Annotated in this window: 20 protein-coding genes; 7 read left to right on the top strand and 13 right to left on the bottom strand. The window is 65.4% G+C overall.

What is annotated here, in order from left to right:
- Nucleotides 1-44: 44 nt before the first annotated feature.
- Nucleotides 45-281 (top strand): hypothetical protein, encoded by a 237-nt coding sequence (locus tag N0B15_RS00495; RefSeq protein WP_263005002.1) that lies wholly within the window; start codon nucleotides 45-47, stop codon nucleotides 279-281.
- A 96-nt stretch (nucleotides 282-377) separates the two neighbouring features.
- Complete coding sequence (locus tag N0B15_RS00490; RefSeq protein ID WP_263005001.1) at nucleotides 378-1,043, top strand: cupredoxin domain-containing protein; 666 nt, start codon at nucleotides 378-380, stop codon at nucleotides 1,041-1,043.
- A gap of 93 nt (nucleotides 1,044-1,136) precedes the next feature.
- Here N0B15_RS00490 and N0B15_RS00485 read toward each other — a convergent pair whose 3' ends face one another.
- The 4 genes from N0B15_RS00485 to N0B15_RS00470 all read right to left on the bottom strand — a co-directional run bounded on the left by N0B15_RS00485 (nucleotide 1,137) and on the right by N0B15_RS00470 (nucleotide 4,890).
- Nucleotides 1,137-1,610 (bottom strand): hypothetical protein, encoded by a 474-nt coding sequence (locus N0B15_RS00485; RefSeq protein WP_263005000.1) that lies wholly within the window; start codon nucleotides 1,608-1,610, stop codon nucleotides 1,137-1,139.
- 1,138 nt (nucleotides 1,611-2,748) lie between these two features.
- Entirely contained in the window at nucleotides 2,749-3,723 is a 975-nt protein-coding gene (locus N0B15_RS00480; RefSeq protein WP_263004999.1) for an SRPBCC family protein, read from the bottom strand.
- The gene (locus N0B15_RS00475; protein WP_263004998.1) at nucleotides 3,720-4,058 is read right to left on the bottom strand and encodes an ArsR/SmtB family transcription factor; all 339 of its coding nucleotides are present in this window, start codon (nucleotides 4,056-4,058) and stop codon (nucleotides 3,720-3,722) included. The genes N0B15_RS00480 and N0B15_RS00475 overlap by 4 nt, the downstream gene beginning before the upstream one ends.
- A 193-nt stretch (nucleotides 4,059-4,251) precedes the next feature.
- Entirely contained in the window at nucleotides 4,252-4,890 is a 639-nt protein-coding gene (locus N0B15_RS00470) for a hypothetical protein (protein WP_263004997.1), read from the bottom strand.
- 113 nt (nucleotides 4,891-5,003) lie between these two features.
- On the opposite strand from N0B15_RS00470, the gene N0B15_RS00465 reads away from it, so the two are divergent.
- Nucleotides 5,004-6,116 carry a pyridoxal-phosphate-dependent aminotransferase family protein gene (locus N0B15_RS00465; protein WP_263004996.1) on the top strand — a complete coding sequence of 371 codons (1,113 nt, stop codon included), beginning with the start codon at nucleotides 5,004-5,006 and terminating at the stop codon, nucleotides 6,114-6,116.
- A 22-nt stretch (nucleotides 6,117-6,138) separates the two neighbouring features.
- On the opposite strand, the gene N0B15_RS00460 is transcribed toward N0B15_RS00465, so the two are convergent.
- The 7 genes from N0B15_RS00460 to N0B15_RS00430 form a co-directional block, all read right to left on the bottom strand.
- Nucleotides 6,139-6,978 carry a hypothetical protein gene (locus tag N0B15_RS00460; RefSeq protein ID WP_263004995.1) on the bottom strand — a complete coding sequence of 280 codons (840 nt, stop codon included), beginning with the start codon at nucleotides 6,976-6,978 and terminating at the stop codon, nucleotides 6,139-6,141.
- 1 nt (nucleotide 6,979) lies between these two features.
- Nucleotides 6,980-7,111 carry a hypothetical protein gene (locus N0B15_RS00455; RefSeq protein ID WP_263004994.1) on the bottom strand — a complete coding sequence of 44 codons (132 nt, stop codon included), beginning with the start codon at nucleotides 7,109-7,111 and terminating at the stop codon, nucleotides 6,980-6,982.
- Nucleotides 7,112-7,194: 83 nt separating this feature from the next.
- Nucleotides 7,195-8,034: a hypothetical protein gene (locus tag N0B15_RS00450; RefSeq protein WP_263004993.1), complete on the bottom strand. Its 840-nt coding sequence runs from the start codon at nucleotides 8,032-8,034 to the stop codon at nucleotides 7,195-7,197.
- A 1-nt stretch (nucleotide 8,035) separates the two neighbouring features.
- Complete coding sequence (locus N0B15_RS00445) at nucleotides 8,036-8,167, bottom strand: hypothetical protein (protein ID WP_263004992.1); 132 nt, start codon at nucleotides 8,165-8,167, stop codon at nucleotides 8,036-8,038.
- 172 nt (nucleotides 8,168-8,339) lie between these two features.
- Nucleotides 8,340-8,534, bottom strand: coding sequence for a cold-shock protein (locus N0B15_RS00440; RefSeq protein WP_263004991.1), 195 nt, complete (start codon nucleotides 8,532-8,534; stop codon nucleotides 8,340-8,342).
- A gap of 92 nt (nucleotides 8,535-8,626) precedes the next feature.
- Entirely contained in the window at nucleotides 8,627-8,848 is a 222-nt protein-coding gene (locus N0B15_RS00435; protein WP_263004990.1) for a hypothetical protein, read from the bottom strand.
- Nucleotides 8,849-8,901: 53 nt separating this feature from the next.
- On the bottom strand, nucleotides 8,902-9,636 hold the full coding sequence (locus N0B15_RS00430; protein WP_263004989.1) for a carbonic anhydrase: 735 nt from the start codon (nucleotides 9,634-9,636) through the stop codon (nucleotides 8,902-8,904).
- A 246-nt stretch (nucleotides 9,637-9,882) separates the two neighbouring features.
- Here N0B15_RS00430 and N0B15_RS00425 point away from each other — a divergent pair, with 246 nt between their 5' ends.
- The gene (locus N0B15_RS00425) at nucleotides 9,883-11,985 is read left to right on the top strand and encodes an ATP-binding protein (protein ID WP_263004988.1); all 2,103 of its coding nucleotides are present in this window, start codon (nucleotides 9,883-9,885) and stop codon (nucleotides 11,983-11,985) included.
- On the opposite strand, the gene N0B15_RS00420 is transcribed toward N0B15_RS00425, so the two are convergent.
- Together N0B15_RS00420 and N0B15_RS00415 are read right to left on the bottom strand one after the other, a co-directional pair.
- The gene (locus N0B15_RS00420) at nucleotides 11,982-12,263 is read right to left on the bottom strand and encodes a hypothetical protein (protein WP_263004987.1); all 282 of its coding nucleotides are present in this window, start codon (nucleotides 12,261-12,263) and stop codon (nucleotides 11,982-11,984) included. The two genes, N0B15_RS00425 and N0B15_RS00420, sit on opposite strands and share 4 nt — an antisense overlap.
- Before the next feature lie 80 nt (nucleotides 12,264-12,343).
- Nucleotides 12,344-13,489: a Gfo/Idh/MocA family protein gene (locus N0B15_RS00415; protein WP_263004986.1), complete on the bottom strand. Its 1,146-nt coding sequence runs from the start codon at nucleotides 13,487-13,489 to the stop codon at nucleotides 12,344-12,346.
- A gap of 120 nt (nucleotides 13,490-13,609) precedes the next feature.
- Between N0B15_RS00415 and N0B15_RS00410 the strand changes: the two genes are divergently transcribed.
- The 3 genes from N0B15_RS00410 (at nucleotide 13,610) to N0B15_RS00400 (ending at nucleotide 16,605) form a co-directional block, all read left to right on the top strand.
- A complete protein-coding gene (locus N0B15_RS00410; protein WP_263004985.1) occupies nucleotides 13,610-15,181 on the top strand; it encodes a tryptophan 7-halogenase in 1,572 nt (523 codons plus the stop codon).
- 270 nt (nucleotides 15,182-15,451) lie between these two features.
- Nucleotides 15,452-15,922 (top strand): hypothetical protein, encoded by a 471-nt coding sequence (locus N0B15_RS00405; protein ID WP_263004984.1) that lies wholly within the window; start codon nucleotides 15,452-15,454, stop codon nucleotides 15,920-15,922.
- 119 nt (nucleotides 15,923-16,041) lie between these two features.
- Entirely contained in the window at nucleotides 16,042-16,605 is a 564-nt protein-coding gene (locus N0B15_RS00400; RefSeq protein WP_263004983.1) for a hypothetical protein, read from the top strand.
- Nucleotides 16,606-16,678: the final 73 nt, after the last annotated feature.

The following is a 16,678-nucleotide window of genomic DNA, read 5'->3' as shown; positions in this document are numbered from 1 at the left end:
ACGACGGCCGTCCCTTTTTCGCGCTCGAACTGGGAGTGGCCACTATGATCCCCAGCCGTGACCGCCGCCGTTCGCGTCGGTCGTACCTCGCGCTCGCCTGCGGCGCTCTGGCCGTCTCGCTCGCCGGCTGTGGTGGTCCCGGCGACGAGGCGGACCCGGACCAGCACGACGCCGGTGCCGAAGGCGAGGGTGAAGCCGACGACGACGGCGCGGGCGACGAGCGCGCACCCGGTGAGGACGAAGACGAGAGCGACGTCGACCCCGACAGCCCTGGAAGCTGAGCGAGCGCTCGTGCGCGGGCCAGACACGCCCGCCGTCGGCTCCCGACCGGAGAGTGTCGGCCCCGCCCTTATTCGCCTCCGTCGCCGACCTCGAGTATGAGCGACGATACTTTCGATAGCGGACTCGACCGGCGTTCGATGCTCGGTCTCGTCGTCGCGAGCGCCTCGAGTCTCGCCCTCGCCGGCTGTGGGGAACCCGGTGAGGGCGGGCCGGACGGCGTCGAAGACCCGGAGGAGGAGGGCCAGGACCCGGCGGCCACGCAGGACGCTGAGGAGGAGGCAGACGAGACCGACGGTCCCGACACCGAAGAAATACCGGAGGAAGCGGCCGACGAGGACGCCGACGAAAACGGCGAGGAGACCGAAACCGATCCCATCGACGCGGACGACGTCGACGCGGACGACGAGTGGGCCGAGACCGACCAGATCGTCTTCGAGGCGTTCCGCTCGGCCTGGAACGGCGTCTCCCCGACGGTGATCCGCGAGGAGGAGAACCCGACGCTCGAGCTGTACGCCGGACGTGAGTACGAGGTCGTCTGGCAGAACGAAGACGGTCTCGACCACAACTTCGAGATCCGCGACGGCGAGGACGAACAGCTCGAGGCGAGCGACTACGTCGACGAGGACGGCGAGACGGTGACACTCGAGTTCCTCGCGACCGTCGAGATGGAGACCTACGTCTGTGGGAACCACCCCGACGAGATGGTCGGTGAGATCGACATCCGAGCCGATGGGACCGACGATGCCGAGGCGACCGACTGACCGGGCGCCGTTATCGCCCGATCGCGGGCGCTGACCCCGTGGACCGTCGGACGTGGGCGTGGATCTGGTCGCACGAGGCTCGAGAACGGGCGTTCACTCCTCCCAGAATTCGAATCGCTCGTGACACTCGCGGAGTTCGTTCTCGAGTGCCGCGTAGTCGTCGGGTTCCCAGCCGGCGGTCCAGAGCACCCGCTCGAGAACGTTTCGATTGTACCGGTGGTAAATATCGTCCGGGTCGATCTCGTCGTAGCGCTTCCTGATGAGGTCCCGGATTGACTCGTCGTACAGCGACTCGTCGCCCGCGAGAACCGCCTCGAGGGGGCTGTCCGCCGACCGGTCAGCCGCGAGATCGATCTCCCGACACAGCGCCTCGAGGGTGGCTTCGACTCGGGTCTCCGCCGTCGGGTCGTCCTCGAGGGCCTGTAATTCGGTGTACGCGATGTGCTGCGTACCTTGCTGTCCGTGCTCGCTGATCTGGAGCGCGCAGTCCCGGACGGTCTCCGTGAACAGGTCGGTCTCGTAGTAGCGGATTGTATCGTAGGGATGGGTGGGTGGACCGAACGGCATCGTCCGCTCGATTCGCTCGTGCGGAGATAGCGATTGCGTTCGCCGGAAACCGGCCGCTCACGTTCTCGATCGGATTCGGCGCCGAACTCGAGCGCGTCGACGGTCGCGATGAACCCGTCGACGCTCGTAGCGATGACCCGCATCGTCGCCCCCATATTGTTGCTGTGCTGTCGGCTCGACGAGTTCGAAATCCCCTTCGTTTGTTCCTGAACTCCCGATTTCACTTTGCCGGTTTGCTCGGTGTAGGTCGCGGGCCAGTCGCCAGTATCGTTGGGACGTTCGTCAAGGCGATTGTGTCGTATACGAACATTGCCCAGTGTCTTTATATGTGATGGGAATGTTGCCATTGGATATGGGTGGAAGTGATGATACAACACGGCGAAACGTACTCAAATCCATTTGTGGCGGCGCTGCTGCCATCTCCGGCGTCACTCTCGCTAGCGGAACGGCCGCAGCAGACGCGATCCCTTGTACCCACCCTGATGCGGAATGTGGGGAGATCTCCACCGGAGATTGGGTTACGCCGGTTCGGTGGGTGAGTAATACCGAAATATTGGACGAAGATGATACCGTCGTACTCACAGATGAGTGTTGCCCACCTCCGACTGCGTTAGGGATCGGCCATACAGGGCCAACTATCGACCACTGTGACTTCGTAAGGGTTCCGAGGTCTGCGTATGGTCCGGCTATCGAATACTGTCGGGAGTATGATCAGTTCCACGTCGTGTTCCACGCAACCAATCAAGGAGCCGTCTCGGGATGGATACCGGCGGATAAATTGCGGCCACTCGGGAGCACGTCACTATGAGTGCTCCCCGGTAACCACTCAGGAACGGAGAGGCTGGTGCCTCGTTCCCTTGGGGAGTCGTTGTGCGGACTGTATCCGATACACCTGTGAGAACGATGTCTTGCGCAACCGGGCCGCCCCGGTCTTCTGAATCGCCTCGTCCTGGAGCAGGCACTCGGTGACCACGAACGTGACGTCGTGCTCACCCAGTCTGGTGACGTTCGACGTGGCACAAATCGCTGTTCCTCGCTCAGGACGAGTGCGCGTTGACCTGGTCTCACTCCGCGAGCGTAGCCTCGACCGAAATCTCGACGCACGGGTGCCCGCGGGACTCGAGTGGCGGCCCGTGGCTCACGCCCGACCGACTTCCGCCTCGCTGAGGTACGCTTCGAGCTTCTCGAAGCTTCCGGTCCAGCCGAGTTCCATGCCTTCGAGGTGGACGGCCACCTCGGGCGTCGCCGTGAGCACCTCGGCATCGAGCGTGAGCTGGGTCCGCTCGCCGTCGGCCTCGAAGGTGACGGTGCTCTGCGTCTCGAGCTGGTAGGTTCCCTCCTCGTCCTCGAACGCCCGGCTCACGAGGACGAGACGCTCCGGGGCCTCGACCTCGAGAACCTCGCCGGCGTCGGGGTAGACGGTGCCGTCGGGTGCCTCCATGTCGACGTGGAACGAGCCACCGGGTCTGACGTCCAGTTCGCAGTGGGGGACGGTGAAGCCCTCGGGACCCCACCACTGGGCCACCTGCTCGGGATCGGTCCAGGCCGCCCAGACCGCCTCGCGCGACGCGTCGAAAGTCCGGGTGATCGTCACGTCGTACGCGCTCGGGTCGAATTCAGCGGCCTCGGTCGTGCCCGCTGCCGGTGCGTCGCTCGTATCCGTCGTGACCGGCTCGTCGGACGCCAGCACCGTCGCCAGCGAGTCGACCGCGTCGCCCCATCCCTGGGCGTGCATATCGGTAGTCTCGCGGTCCGGGAGGCCGTCGTGGGTCAGCTCGATTTCGGTGCCTCCCGCCACGTCGGTGAGTTCGACTGTAACTTGGCCGACGTACCAGGTGTGGACGACCCGCTCGTGTTCGACCACCTCGAGGAACTCTCCCTCGATGTCGTAGGTCTCGTCGTCGCGCATGGTGATCGAGAACGACCCGCCGGGTTCGGTCTCGAGCGCGTGAATCTCGACGTCCATCAGTTCACCGCCGTACCACTGAGCCATCGCGTCGGCGTCGGTGAACGCCCGCCACACCCGCCCACGCGGGGCGTCGAAGGTTCGCCGGAGGGTCAGACTCGTCTCGGTCGTCTCGATCTCGGTTTCGCTGCTCGTCGTGGGTGTCATTGGTCATCGTTCTCCAGATGGTCGGCCAGCGCGTCGAATCGATCCTCCCAGAAGACGCGGTAGCGGGTCAGCCAGCCGAAGGCCGCCGACAGCGGCGCGCCGTCGAGGTGACACCGCCGGACGCGTCCGTCCTGCTCGACCTCGATGAGGCCGGCGTCCTCGAGTACCTGCAGGTGCTTCGACACCGCAGCCAGCGAGACGTCGTGGGGTTCGGCGAGTTCGCCGACGGGCTTCGGGCCGCCCGCGAGCTGCTCGACGAGCGCCCGCCGCGTCGGGTGCGAGAGCGCCTGGAAGATCGCGTCTAGGTTCGGGTCGTCCGGTCGTCGTTCAACCATCCAGTTGAATATACGACGACCTCTTATTTAACCGTTTAGTTGAACGACCCCGAGGCGATCGACTCCGTCGACGAAGACGGCGAGACGGTGACACTCGAGTTGTTCGCGACCGTCGAGATGGAGACCTACGTCTGTGGCAACCACGGGGAAGAGATGGCCGGTGACATCGACGTTCGCGGCCTAGCCGGTCCGTTCACTCAGTTTCGTCACCGACGGTCGCGTACCGGTGGACGAGCGCCTCGTCCAGGATCGCTTCTGCGAGCAACACCAGTAACACGTCGGCGAAACACAGCCCATCGCCGGTGATCCGCTTCGGGTCGCACTCGCCGTGATCGATGTAGTAGACGGCCGGTTCGCCCGTATCGGTGCGCTCGAGCGGGCTGAAGACGAGTTCGTTCTGGGCGTGCACGAACGCGTGCGAGACGTGCTCTGGGCCGAGCTCCGCCGCCTCCAGCGCAGCGAACACGTCCGATCCCTCCGTCTCGGCGATGAACTCGGACGGATACAGGGTCCCGTCGCCGTCGACTCCCAGAAAGGACAGCGGGACGTCGTCCCACTCGAGCGTGATACCGTCGTGAACCGATGCGAGCCGTGCGTAACTGGCCGGGACGGTCTCGCCGACGAACGGGGCCGGAGGCTGACACCGTAGCTGGGTGCCGCCCTCGAAGTCGACGACGAGCGTCTCGTCGGCGACAGTGATCGCTGAGACGGTGTTCGCGACCGTCGCCAGGAGTTCGGTCAGTTCCGGCTGCGCCGTCAGGAACCCGAAGTGGGTGCTGAACGCCGCTGCCGGGTCGTCGTCGGCCACCAGGTCGTACCAGTCGGGACTCATCGCCCCCCCATCGCGCCCACTCCACATCAATCGTAGTGCTCGCTCGCGTCCTCGAGCCAATCACAACTCCCTTACCGCCTCGGGTCGCAGTGGCCGGTACTCAGGTGGACCACGTGAGCGAGAACCACGAATACCGAGACGATTACCCCGAGCAGACGCTGTACATTCCCGGCCCGACGGAGGTCCGCGAGGACGTCGTCGACGCGATGGCCGAACCGCTGTTCGGCCACCGCAGCGAGCGGATGACCGACCTCTACACGACCATCGTCGAGGACACGAAGACGTTCCTCGAGACCGACAACGACGTGATCATCCTCACGGGGTCGGGCACCGCCTTCATGGAGAGTTCGATCCTCAACCTCGTCGACGAGCACGTCCTCGTGACGACCTGCGGCAGCTTCAGCGAGCGCCAGGCCGACATCGCCGAGCGCCTCGGCAAGACCGTCGACCGACTCGAGTACGAGTGGGGAGATGCGGTCAAACCCGAGGACGTTCGCGAAGCACTCGAGGAGAGCGACGGCCGGTACGACGTCGTCACCTGCGTGATGAACGAGTCGTCGACCGGTGTGCGAAACCCAATCGAGGAGATCGGCGACGTCGTCGCCGAGTATCCCGACACCTGCTTCGTCGTCGACGCCGTCTCCGCGTTGGGTGGCGATTACGTCGACATCGACGCACACAACATCGACGTCATCTTCACCTCCGTCCAGAAGGCATTCGCCATGCCGCCGGGACTCGGCGTCTGCGTCGTCAGCGAGGACGCCTACGAGCGCGAAGCCGAGAAGGGCACCTCGGCGTGGTACGGCGGCTTCCGGCGCTGTATCGACTACTACGAGAAGAAAGGCCAGACCCACTCGACGCCCGCCATCCCCGTCATGCTCGCCTACCGCCAGCAGATGAAACACATGCTCGAGGAGGGCCACGACGCCCGCGACGCCCGCCACCGCGAGATGGCCGCCTACACCCAGGAGTGGGCGCGCGAGCACTTCGAGATGTTCCCCGAGGAGGGCTACGAGTCCCAGACGGTCAGCTGTATCGCGAACACCCAGGACATCGACGTCGCCGGGACCATCGCGACCGTCGCAGACGAGTACGAGATGGTGTTCTCGAACGGCTACGGCTCGGCACTCGGCGAACGGACCTTCCGCATCGGACACATGGGCGAACACGACGTCGAGAGCATTCGGGCGCTGACAGACGCCATCGAAGACATCGCCGGACTCTGAGACGCTCAAGGGCGGTTCCGACCTAGTCGTTGGGGAGCAGTTCGGGATCGGTATACGACTCGTCGATGGTGGCTCCTGCCTCCCGTAACGCTGCCTCGCTCTCGGCTCGGCGTGTGCGGCGCTCCGCCGAGAGCGCTGGCCAGAGCGCTTCCCACCGGTCTCGGTCCTCGCCTTCGAAGTACGAGCGCCCTCGCTGGTCGCGTGACTCGAGATTCATTCTGAAGTAGTACTCACCCGGCTCGTCCGGCTCCATTTTCTGGCTGTTTCTCCGGAACTGCAGGGTGAGGAAGACGCCGTTTGCGTGGAGGCTCCAGCGAATCGTGTACTCTCCCAGCCACTCCTCGAGCGTCGGTTCGTAGTCGAGCGGTGCCGAGTACACGAGATCGTTCGTCATGTACTCGAACGCCTCACGCCCGCGCAGCCGGGGTGAACCGTGCGAGTGCCACTGCGACCAGCCGCGGTCCTGGAGGTCGGCGAGAAACTCGTAGGTCGCGTCTCTGACGCCAGCGTGAGAGACGCTTCCACCGCCGAGCAGCGAGAAGCCCACCGACACGTCCAGAAACCCCGTCTCAACGCGGTCTGCGTCCTCAGTTCCCATCACGCTGAGTGCGTCGGGGACGTCGAACCCGTGGGGACCGTGCTCGACGGTCACCGTTCCCCGGTCGTCGGTCGGCCAGCCGTACCTGTAGAAGTTCAACCCGGCGGGCTGGCGGTTGACGTTCCGCTTCTGATCGAGACCGTTTCGCTCGCAGAACTCTTCACCGCCCATCCCGACGGCGACGGTGATCTCGTCTCGCCGCTCGCTGGCGCTGTGTCTGGACAGCGATGTCACCCGCTCGAGGGCGGCTAGCAGGGAAAACACGTCAGCGCTCCTCGCGCTCGGCTGACGCCGTGGCGGTCGCGCGGCCGTGGTCTCCGTCCTCTCGGACACCGTGTCTGGATGTCCGCAGACGGGTGGCTCCTCGTCGTGTGGCCGTCTCAGCGTTCTCGTCCATCAGGTGAATGTGGATGCTCGAGCACTACTCTGTTGCCATCGAAGACGTCGCTGGACTTTGAGACGCTCGAGGGCGGTTCCGACCTAGTCGTCGGGGAGCAGTTCGGGATCGGTGTACGACTCGTCGATGGTGGCTCCCGCCTCCCGCAACGCTGCCTCTCTCTCGGCTCGGCGTGTGCGACGCTCCGCCGAGAGCGCTGGCCAGAGCGCTTCCCACCGGTCTCGGTCCTCGCCTTCGAAGTACGAGCGCCCTCGCTGGTCGCGTGACTCGAGATTCATTTTGAAGTAATACTCTCCCGGCTCGTCCGGCTCCATTTTCTGGCTGTTTCTCCGGAACTGCAGGGTGAGGAAGACGCCGTCTGCGTGGAGGCTCCAGCGAATCGTGTACTCTCCCAGCCACTCCTCGAGCGTCGGTTCGTAGTCGAGCGGTGCCGAGTACACGAGGTCGTCCGTCATGTACTCGAACGCCTCACGCCCGCGCAGCCGGGGTGAACCGTGCGAGTGCCACCGTGACCAGCCGCGCTCCTGGAGGTCGGCGAGAAACTCGTAGGTTGCGTCTCTAACGCCCGCGTGAGATACCTCCCCACCACCGAGGAATCCGAAGCTCACCCACACACGCAGAAATCCCGTCTCCACGCGGTCTGCGTCCTCGGCCCCCATCACGCCGAGTGCGTCGGGGACGCTGAATCCGTGGGTCCCGTGTTCGATGGTGACCGTTCCGCGGTCGGCGGTCGCCCAGTCGTACGAGTAGAAGTTCACCCCGGCGGGCTGGCGGTCGACGTCCCGTTTCGGGTCGAGTCCGTTCCGTTCGCAGAACTCCTCGCCACCCATCCCGACGGCGACGACGGTCTCGTCTCGGTGCTCTCTGGCGCTGCGTCTGGACAGCGATGTCACCCGCTCGAGGGCGGCTAGCAGGGAAAACACGTCACCGCCCCTCGCACTCGGCTGACGCCGTGGCGGTCGCGCGGCCGTGGTCTCCATCTTCCCGGATTCCGTGTCCGGATGTTTGCTGGCGGGTCGCCCCCTGTCGTGTGGCCGCCTCAGCGTTCTCGTCCATCAATTCAGCTTGGCTGCTCGGGAACTAATCCGTTGCTGTCACGGAGGACGCTGGCGGCTGGCGGGGACCTCTCTCGCACCCGTCGTCGGACTCCTGAGCGGGCGCTCTGTGGGTGATAAACGAAGAACAGTCGGAAGTCAGTACCGCGTGTACGAATCAGGACTCGACTCGCTTACAGGCGAGTGACGTTCGTCGCGCGCGGGCCTTTCGGGGCCTGCTCGATGTCGAACTCGAGTTCCTGTCCCTCTTCGAGATCAGGACCTCCAATGTCCTCCATGTGGAAGAACACGTCCTCGTCCGCGTCGTCCGTCGTGATGAATCCGTAGCCGCCAGTGTCGTTGAAGAAATCAACTTTTCCTTTCGCCATCGCCCTCGAAGATACTCGCTCACGACAAATAGCTCTTCCGACTCGGTCACGAATTCCGACTACACCGGCACCAGGGCGTGTACAGGCACCTCTCAGCCGGTTTCCTCGTGTTCCTCGAGGCGGTGGACGGCCACCGAGACGAAGTAGACGAGCATGAAGACGAGGAAGCCGCCGACGAAGCCGACCAGTTCGCGCGTGCCGATCCGGTCGGGATTCGTCACGGCCAGCACCGCGACTCCGACGGCGAAGATGGCGACGGTGGCCGCACCGACCGCCGTGTAGAAGGCGGTGTCCGACTCGAAGCGCTCGCGCATACGTGGACTCGCGCCTCCGTCTCGAAAACACTACCGGGTTGGCGGCTCGCTGGTCAGTACAGCAGGCTGCAGACTGCCGCCTCGAACTCCTCGGGGACGTTGTCGGCGATCTCGTCGGGTTCGGTCACGCCGTTGTCGTTGACGAGGTAGGCCCGCCCCGCGACGTTGCCGTAGACGCCGTGGAAGTCGTAGACGAAGCCGTAGACGGCGATCTCCTCGGGCACGTCCGACGACTCCCGGAGGAAACTCGCCTGGACGTCGACGTTGTACTCGACGAGCTGGTTGACCACCGTCGGTGCGGGCGCGTCGGCGTCGATCAGGTCGCTCTCGAGTCCCTCCTCGATTACGGGGACGAGCAGTTCGACCCACTTGCCGATCCCGGTCGGCGCCGGGAGGTCACTGCCGGTCGCGACCTGGTAGGCGGCCGTCACCGCGCCACAGCCGGTGTGGCCGACGACGGCGACCGCTTCGGTACCGGTGTTGGCGATCGGGTAGAGCAGGCTGCCGTCGACGATCTTCTCCCCCTCGTGGTCGTCCCAGACCTGGTTGCCGATGTTGCTCGGCGTGAAGACGGTCCCCGGCCGTTCGGTGTGCCACATTCCCTCCTGAGGGACGCGCGAGTCGGAACAGCAGATGGAGACGACCGACGGGTGCTGTTCGTCGCGCACCGGATCGAAGTAGCCTGCCGGCAGCTCCTCGACGTGCGCTGCGTTCCCCTCGAGTAACTCGTACAACACCGTTCGGTCCCGCCCATCATGGCTGTCGTTTCGTTCACGGTCCGCACACATACTCGAACGTACGTCCAAGAGCCGGCAAAAGTCTCTCGATTCGTCGAGCGACATACGCCCGTCGCGTCAATTCCCCCGTCCGGCAACCGGCCCACGAGGTGTGCTGTCGTCGATTCGTCACGCTCGAGCGCCCGTGTCCGCGGACGGCGGCCTGAGGGATGCGTTCACCATTGTTGGGTAATCATACATTTCGCGGCGAGGAAGTACGAAACGTTATGATCGCCCGGTTCGACGGTTCACTGAACCGTGACTTCCCGGAAATTCTGGGACATCGATTACCCTCCAGTCGCCGTCCTCGTCGGCCCGCGTGCGTTTCGCGAGCCGATCCTGCGTTCGCTTCGGACCCGCGATGTCGACGTTCACGCCGTCGACGTCGCCGAGCCGAGCGATCCACCCGGTCCGTGCGAGTTCGACGCCGAGATCCGCGTCGAGATCCTCGGAACCGGCACGGAGGCGCTCACACGCCTCGACGCTCGTCCGCAGGTCGAGTCGCTCTGGTTCCCCGAGACCCTGCCCGACACGACGGGTCTCGACCTCGCCTCGCGCGCACGCGAACGAGACGATGTCGTCGGTCTCGCTCTCGCTCCGTCGACGGCCACCTCGAGTGCGCTCGAGCGCGAGCGCGTCGCGGGTGCAGCGACGGCCGCCGGCGTCACGACGTACGTCCCAGCGGCCGCCTCGCCGCGCGTTCGTACCGACCGTCTGCTCGGGGACGTCGTGGACGCGCTCGAGCGCCGTCACGACGCCGAGAAACGCGCCGTGCTCGACCTGTTGCTCTCCGAGTTCGACATCTCGATCTACGCGAAAGACGAGCAGGCACGACACGTCCTCCTCGCCGACGTACTCGGGAACTACGACATCGAGGAGGCGTTCGGCAAGACCGATCTCGAACTGTACCCGACGACGTTCGAGGACGTACAGAACGCCTACGAAGACGACCGCCGTGTCATCGAGACCGGCGAACCGGTCGTCGACAGACTCGAGCGACAGAGCCACGGCACCGACTACACGTGGTCGCTGACGACGAAAGTCCCCTGGACGAACGACGACACCACGCGCGGTCTCGTCGGCATCTCCATCGACGTCAGCGAGTTCAAGTGTACCGAACGGCGGCTCTTACAGCAAATCGCCCGCTTAGAGCAGTTCCCCGGCTACGTCTCACACGATCTGAAGAACCCGCTACAGGTCGCCTACGGCTACCTCGAACTGGCCAAAGCGGGTGACGAGGAGGCGCTCGAGCGCGTCCACGACGCGCTCGACCGGATGGAGGAACTCATCGCCGACTTCCAGTCGATGGCGCTCTCTGAGGGTGAGAACGGCCGCTCCCAGCCGCTCGTCCTCGCCGACCTCGTCGACGCCGCCTGGAACGCACTCTCCCTCCCGGATGCGACACTCGAGCGGGCGTTCGACCCCGAGACGACCATCGTCGCCAGGGACACACAGCTCAGGCCGCTGTTCGAGAACCTGTTCAAGAACGCAGCGATGCACGCCGGTCCCGACGCCACCGTCCGCGTCGGCGTACTCGACGACGGCTTCTACGTCGAAGACGACGGTCCCGGCATTCCGGTCGACGAGCGCGACGACGTCTTCGATTACGGCTACACGACCTCCTCGGAGGGGTCGGGGATGGGTCTCTCGATCGTCATGGAGACCGTGATGGCCCACGAGTGGCAGTGTCGCGTCACCGACGGCAGCGACGGCGGTGCCCGGTTCGAGTTCCGCCACTGTCTCGTCGGCGCACCGCTCCCGGTCCGGCCGACGGGCGAGCGCTTCGCATTCGATGCGTCGACCGACGTCGGCGACCCCGACGTCGCCGGCAGCGCACGCACCGACCTGGCGACCGGCCGCCACCACCTCACCGGCGGCGGCGAGAACGTCTGGGGGGAGACCAACGAGTTCCACTACCAGTACGCCAGCGTCGACGGCGGCGTCAGGATCGAGGGCCGCCTCGCCGACTTCGCCGGTCCCTACGCGTACAGCAAAGCCGGACTCATGGTTCGCTCGAGTCTCGATCCCGACGCGGCGTACGGCTTCGTCGGCGGGACGCTCGAGTACGGCCCGGAGGTCCTCTGGCGAACCGTACCGGGTGATCTCGGCTACAGCGCGCAGTTCGAACACCCCGAGAGCGAGTACGAGTGGTTCCGCCTCGACCGCGTCGGCGACCACCTCTGTGCGTGGGTTTCTCCCGACGGGCGCTCCTGGGAGGTCGCTGACTGTCGGACGGTCTCGCTGTCCGATACGATCTTCGTCGGTCTCGCGGTCTGCAGTGTCTCTCCCGGTGAGAGCTGCGAGGCGACGTTCGAGGAGGTCTCGCTCGAGCGTCTCGCACTCGACGCAGCGGGCGATTAGCCGGCAGTCGCTCGTGGGCGCAGCCAGCTCCAGACGGCGATGGCGATCACGACGAGTGCGAGGACGCCGAAGGCGGCCCACTGGCCCGTCTCGGTGCTCGCGACCGGTGCGAAGACGTCGATCAGGCCGGTCGCCTGCATGATCCCCAGGGCGACGAGCCAGAGGCTGAGGATCGAGACGACGGCGATCCGGAGCCAGTTCTGGGCCATCCACGCCCCCTCCGACTCCGCCTGCTCTCGGCTCTCTGCGGGCGTCTCCGTCGGCTCTCGGTCGCTCATGTACCGGGGTAGTCCCCGGCCGTGTGAAACCGTGGCTCTTGCACTCTCAAGCCCGCGGCGCCGACCGCGGGAGAGCGCCCCTAGGACAGATCGATCGCGCTCGAGACCGAGTGCTCGGCGATCTCGTCGGCGGTGAGTTCGCGCCCGGCCGCCTGCGACCGGTAGAGACCGTCCATGATCAGCATCGAGTTCAGCGCGAGTTCGCCCGTCGGGATGGGGTCGTCGGCGGTTCCCTCGAGCGTCTCGATCCAGTGGGAGAACTGGTCTTCGCCCTCGAGGTCGTAGCCGCTCTCGCTGCCGAGCAGCGCCTGGCGGCGCTCGTAGTCCGCCAGGTCGAGGTCGACGGTCGCCTCGTAGTCGGCGGTCGTGGTGTAGAACTGGAAGGGGTCGAGCGAGACGCCGCCCTGGGTGCCCGCGACGACGCTGGGTTCGTCGGGGAGGAACATGTGCCAGGCGGCGCGCAGCGAGAGCACGGAGCCGTCTTCGAGGTGGGCGAAGCCGAGACCCACGTCCTCGACGTCGTAGCCCGAGTCCGCGAGTCGCTCGCGGTAGACCGGCCGGTCGTCGCCGATCAGACGCTCGTCGTAGCTGTCGTCGGTGTGTTCGAAGGTCGCGCCGCTGACGCGCTCGACGCGCGCGTTCCCGAGGAGGTAGAGCAGCTGGCCGAGGACGTAGGTACCGATGTCGATGACGGGACCGCCGCCGGAGGAGCCTTTCGAGACGAACGACGGGGTGCCGTAGCCGTCGACGTAGGGGCGGCCGCGCCGTCTCGAGAAGACACCGCGGGCGTAGTAGGGGTCGCCGAGTTCGCCCTGGTCGATCAGGCGCTTGGCCGCCCGCGTCTCCTCGGTGAACAGATCGACGTTCTGGACACCCAACTGGACGCCCGCTTCCTCGGCGGCGTCGGCCATCGCCTTCGCGTCGGTGTAGGTCGCTGCGAGCGGTTTCTCACAGAAGACGTGACAGCCAGCCTCGGCGGCGTCGACTGCGACCGGCCGGTGGAGGTTGTTGTGCACGCAGACGCTGACCGCGTCGAGCGAGGCGTCGGCGAGCATGTCGCGGTAGTCGCCGTAGACGTCGGCGTCGTGGTCGGCTGCGAGCGCGCCCGCGGCCGTTTCGTCGATGTCCGCGACCGCAACGACGTCCGCACCCTCGATGGACGCGTACTCACCCGCGTGTTGCTGTCCTCGATTCCCCGCGCCGACGATACCGATCTCGATCGTCATAGCCAGGTAGGTGTTTCGAACCGAAATAATTCCTTCTATCCCTCGCCGACCTATCACTTAATCGCCAGGAACGCCACCCTAGACAGGTTTATCCCCCTCCCATCCTTTGGCACTCGAGTAGTGCACGCAGATAGTCAACACCGGATCGACTCGATCGGCGTCGTCGGTGGTGGGGACGCCGGACTGTTCGCGGCGCTGGCACTCGAGCGCGGTCTCGACGACGCCGAGATTTTCGTCGTCGACGACTTCAGCGAGGACGTTCCGGCGGTCGGGAAGAGTACGCTTCGGTACCTGCTGACGTTCCTCCACGAACGGCTCGAGATTCCGCCGAGTCGGCTGGTCAACGAGGTCAAACTCGCGTTCAAGTCGACCGTCTACCTCAAAGACTGGTGTGGCAAGGAGTTCCACAGCCCGCTCGGAAAGCCCCTGCCAGCGGTGAGCCAGACGGACATCACCGCCCCGGTCGAGGCGACGATCAGCACGGAGACGCTCACACCCGAGAACGAGGCGGTCTTCGACGAGTTCTACTACCGGTACGAGACCGACGAGTACACCACACTCTACAACGAACTCGCCGAGACGCCCGGGAAGACCCCGATGGTGATCGACGAGAACGACGTCTTCAACATCAAGAAGGGACTCCCGGACGCGGCCTACCACTTCGACTCGAACAGCCTCAACCAGTTCCTCCGCACCGTCTGTGGCGAGCGCGGTATCGACCTGATCGACGACCGCATCACCGACGTGAACGTGAGCGACGGCCGGATCGACTCCATCGCGGGCGAGGAGCTTTACGAGGCCGACCTCTACGTCGACGCCTCCGGCTTCAGACGCCTCCTCGTGTCCGAACTCGAGGTCCCCTTCCGCGAGTTCGACCTCCCAGTCGACTCGGCGGTCGTCGCGACCACCGACCTCCCGCTCTCGGAGGTCACCTCGGCGACCGTCGTCACGACCGGCGAGGCTGGCTGGTTCTGGCAGATCGATACGCTCGACCTCCGGGACCTCGGCTACGTCTACTCCTCGTCGCACATCTCCGACGAGGACGCCCTCGCCGAGTTCGTCGAGACGCGCCCGGAACCGATCGACCCCGACGAGGTTCGCTGGTACCGCTTCGACTCGGGCGTCCTCGAGACGCCCTGGGCGGGCAACTGCGTCGCCATCGGCAACGCCGTCGGCTTCGTCGAACCGCTCCAGTCGACGGCGCTGACCACCACGGCACACCTCGCCGACCGGCTCGCGACCCTGCTGGGGATGCACGGCCGGATCAACCACGCCGGTCTCCGCGACCTGTTCAACGAGACGACGCTCACGACCTGGGAGGAGGTCTACAACTTCGTCAGCCTCTACTACACCTACAACTCGGGGACCACCGCCTTCTGGGAGGACGCCCGCTCGGTCAACCCGAACCCCATCCCACAGGTCGACTCCTACCGCGAGTCGGGCTTCTGTGCGCCGCTCACCCGCGCGATTCTCACGCGCAACCGCGCCGACCTCAACGAGTACTACCTCTACTTCCTCGTCCTCAAGGGTCTCGGTGTCGACTCCGAGTTCTACGAGACCCTCGAGCACGACCCCGACCCCGCGGTGATCGAGCGCATCGAGGCGTACACCGACTCCGTCCACCGGCGGATGGACGACTTCCTCAGCTACGAGGAGTTCTACCACGCCTTCCACCCCGGCTTCGACGACTGAGGGTCTCGAGTCGCGGTTCGCGCTCCGGCAGGGCGTTCCCCGCCTCGAAATCGCCCCACTGCTCTCGAGGGACGACTCGCTTCCGACGCTGGCGACGTTCGTCTCCGTTTCGACACCCGGCACGTGACGTTCACGTCCCGACGGATACCGCTCACGTCGCCGGCGGGTTTCTGTCGACGGAGCGACCGTCGGCCCTGTACAGATTATTAAACTCTTCCTCTACCATAACAACCTTAAACAATAGTGTGGTCTGTGTTATTTGCACTGCCCATGACATACACCCGACGAAACGTCCTCGAGACCGGTGCGAGTGCGCTGTTGCTCGGCTCGTCCGCTGGCGCTGTGATCGGCGCTACCGGCGGCTCCGTCGCCGCAGCATCGAACTCGCTCGAGCTACTGGCAGAAGAATACGTCGACCACCACCACGCGTGCTTTCACGCCGAAAACGACGACCGGACCGGACTGATGGCGGGCGGCTCCTGTGGGTCGGGCCAGACCGTCGACCAGACCCACGTCATCTGGGACGTCTCCTACGGCGGCAGCGAGGGATACGTCACCTTCGACGCCGACTCCCACCCCTACTCCGGGCCGTTCGTCTTCTACGTCGCCAACGGGTCGGCGACCGTCTGTGAAGGCACGTACCTGGATGGCGGCTCGGTCGGCGACTGTGCGGAACTCGACGAGTACCTCGAAGTCGATCCCGACAACGGATCGATCACGCTCGAGTTGAGCGCGCTCTAACGCCTGCGCTCACCCTCCTGGCCGGCCGTCGCGCGCCGTCGACGGCACCTCACTACTATTTATTATTAACTCGAGAGAGTATCATAACAACTTTAAACAAAACTGAACTTTTCGATGGTATGGTTCCCGACACGACCTCCACGCGACGACACGTTCTCAGAACCGCCGGTAGTGCGCTCGCACTCGCCGCCCTCGCTGGTTGTACCGCAGACGAGGCAGACCCGGCCACCGACGCCGACGACGCTGAATCGGCTGACGACGGTGACGCCGCCGCAGACGGGGACGACACGGACGCAGGTGAGGAGAGCGAACCGAGGTCACTCGAGTTGCTCGTCGAGTCGTCGGTCGACCACCACCACGCGTGTCTCCACGCCAGATTCGACGAGCGCGTGGCGCTCGAAACCGGTGGCTCGACCGATGCGGTCCCGACGGTCGAGGAGACCCACGAGATCTGGGAGGCGACCTACGTAGGCGAGGCGGGCTACGTCACCTTCGACGCCGCCGCCCACGAGCACGAGGGTCCGTTCGTCTTCTACACGGCGTTCGGGTCGGCCCACCCCGTCGAGGGCACCGAACTCGAGCGCGGGTCGGTCGACGACGCCGACTGCGACGAACTCGACGCGTACGTCGAGGTCGAACCGACGGACGGCCGGATCACGGTCGAGGTGCGCGCCGACACCTGACCCATCCGGTATCGCTGCTACCGCGTCCGCTGGCCGCTCACTCGCCGGCTTTCCCCGAGTCGTTCCCACGCAT

It is taken from the genome of Natronobiforma cellulositropha, assembly GCF_025629245.1.
In the GTDB taxonomy this organism is placed as follows: domain Archaea; phylum Halobacteriota; class Halobacteria; order Halobacteriales; family Natrialbaceae; genus Natronobiforma; species Natronobiforma cellulositropha.
The sequence above is the reverse complement of the archived record's forward strand: the minus strand, read 5'-3'. Positions and strand labels throughout refer to the sequence as shown.

Bases quoted from the DNA above. Each gene is read 5' to 3' on its own strand.
- N0B15_RS00495 (WP_263005002.1), top strand. From the start codon at position 45: ATGATCCCCAGCCGTGACCGCCGCCGTTCGCGTCGGTCGTACCTCGCG.
- N0B15_RS00490 (WP_263005001.1), top strand. From the start codon at position 378: ATGAGCGACGATACTTTCGATAGCGGACTCGACCGGCGTTCGATGCTC.
- N0B15_RS00485 (WP_263005000.1), bottom strand. From the start codon at position 1,610: ATGCCGTTCGGTCCACCCACCCATCCCTACGATACAATCCGCTACTAC.
- N0B15_RS00480 (WP_263004999.1), bottom strand. From the start codon at position 3,723: ATGACACCCACGACGAGCAGCGAAACCGAGATCGAGACGACCGAGACG.
- N0B15_RS00475 (WP_263004998.1), bottom strand. From the start codon at position 4,058: ATGGTTGAACGACGACCGGACGACCCGAACCTAGACGCGATCTTCCAG.
- N0B15_RS00470 (WP_263004997.1), bottom strand. From the start codon at position 4,890: ATGAGTCCCGACTGGTACGACCTGGTGGCCGACGACGACCCGGCAGCG.
- N0B15_RS00455 (WP_263004994.1), bottom strand. From the start codon at position 7,111: ATGGACGAGAACGCTGAGACGGCCACACGACGAGGAGCCACCCGTCTG.
- N0B15_RS00445 (WP_263004992.1), bottom strand. From the start codon at position 8,167: ATGGACGAGAACGCTGAGGCGGCCACACGACAGGGGGCGACCCGCCAG.
- N0B15_RS00440 (WP_263004991.1), bottom strand. From the start codon at position 8,534: ATGGCGAAAGGAAAAGTTGATTTCTTCAACGACACTGGCGGCTACGGA.
- N0B15_RS00435 (WP_263004990.1), bottom strand. From the start codon at position 8,848: ATGCGCGAGCGCTTCGAGTCGGACACCGCCTTCTACACGGCGGTCGGT.
- N0B15_RS00430 (WP_263004989.1), bottom strand. From the start codon at position 9,636: ATGTGTGCGGACCGTGAACGAAACGACAGCCATGATGGGCGGGACCGA.
- N0B15_RS00420 (WP_263004987.1), bottom strand. From the start codon at position 12,263: ATGAGCGACCGAGAGCCGACGGAGACGCCCGCAGAGAGCCGAGAGCAG.
- N0B15_RS00415 (WP_263004986.1), bottom strand. From the start codon at position 13,489: ATGACGATCGAGATCGGTATCGTCGGCGCGGGGAATCGAGGACAGCAA.
- N0B15_RS00405 (WP_263004984.1), top strand. From the start codon at position 15,452: ATGACATACACCCGACGAAACGTCCTCGAGACCGGTGCGAGTGCGCTG.
- N0B15_RS00400 (WP_263004983.1), top strand. From the start codon at position 16,042: ATGGTTCCCGACACGACCTCCACGCGACGACACGTTCTCAGAACCGCC.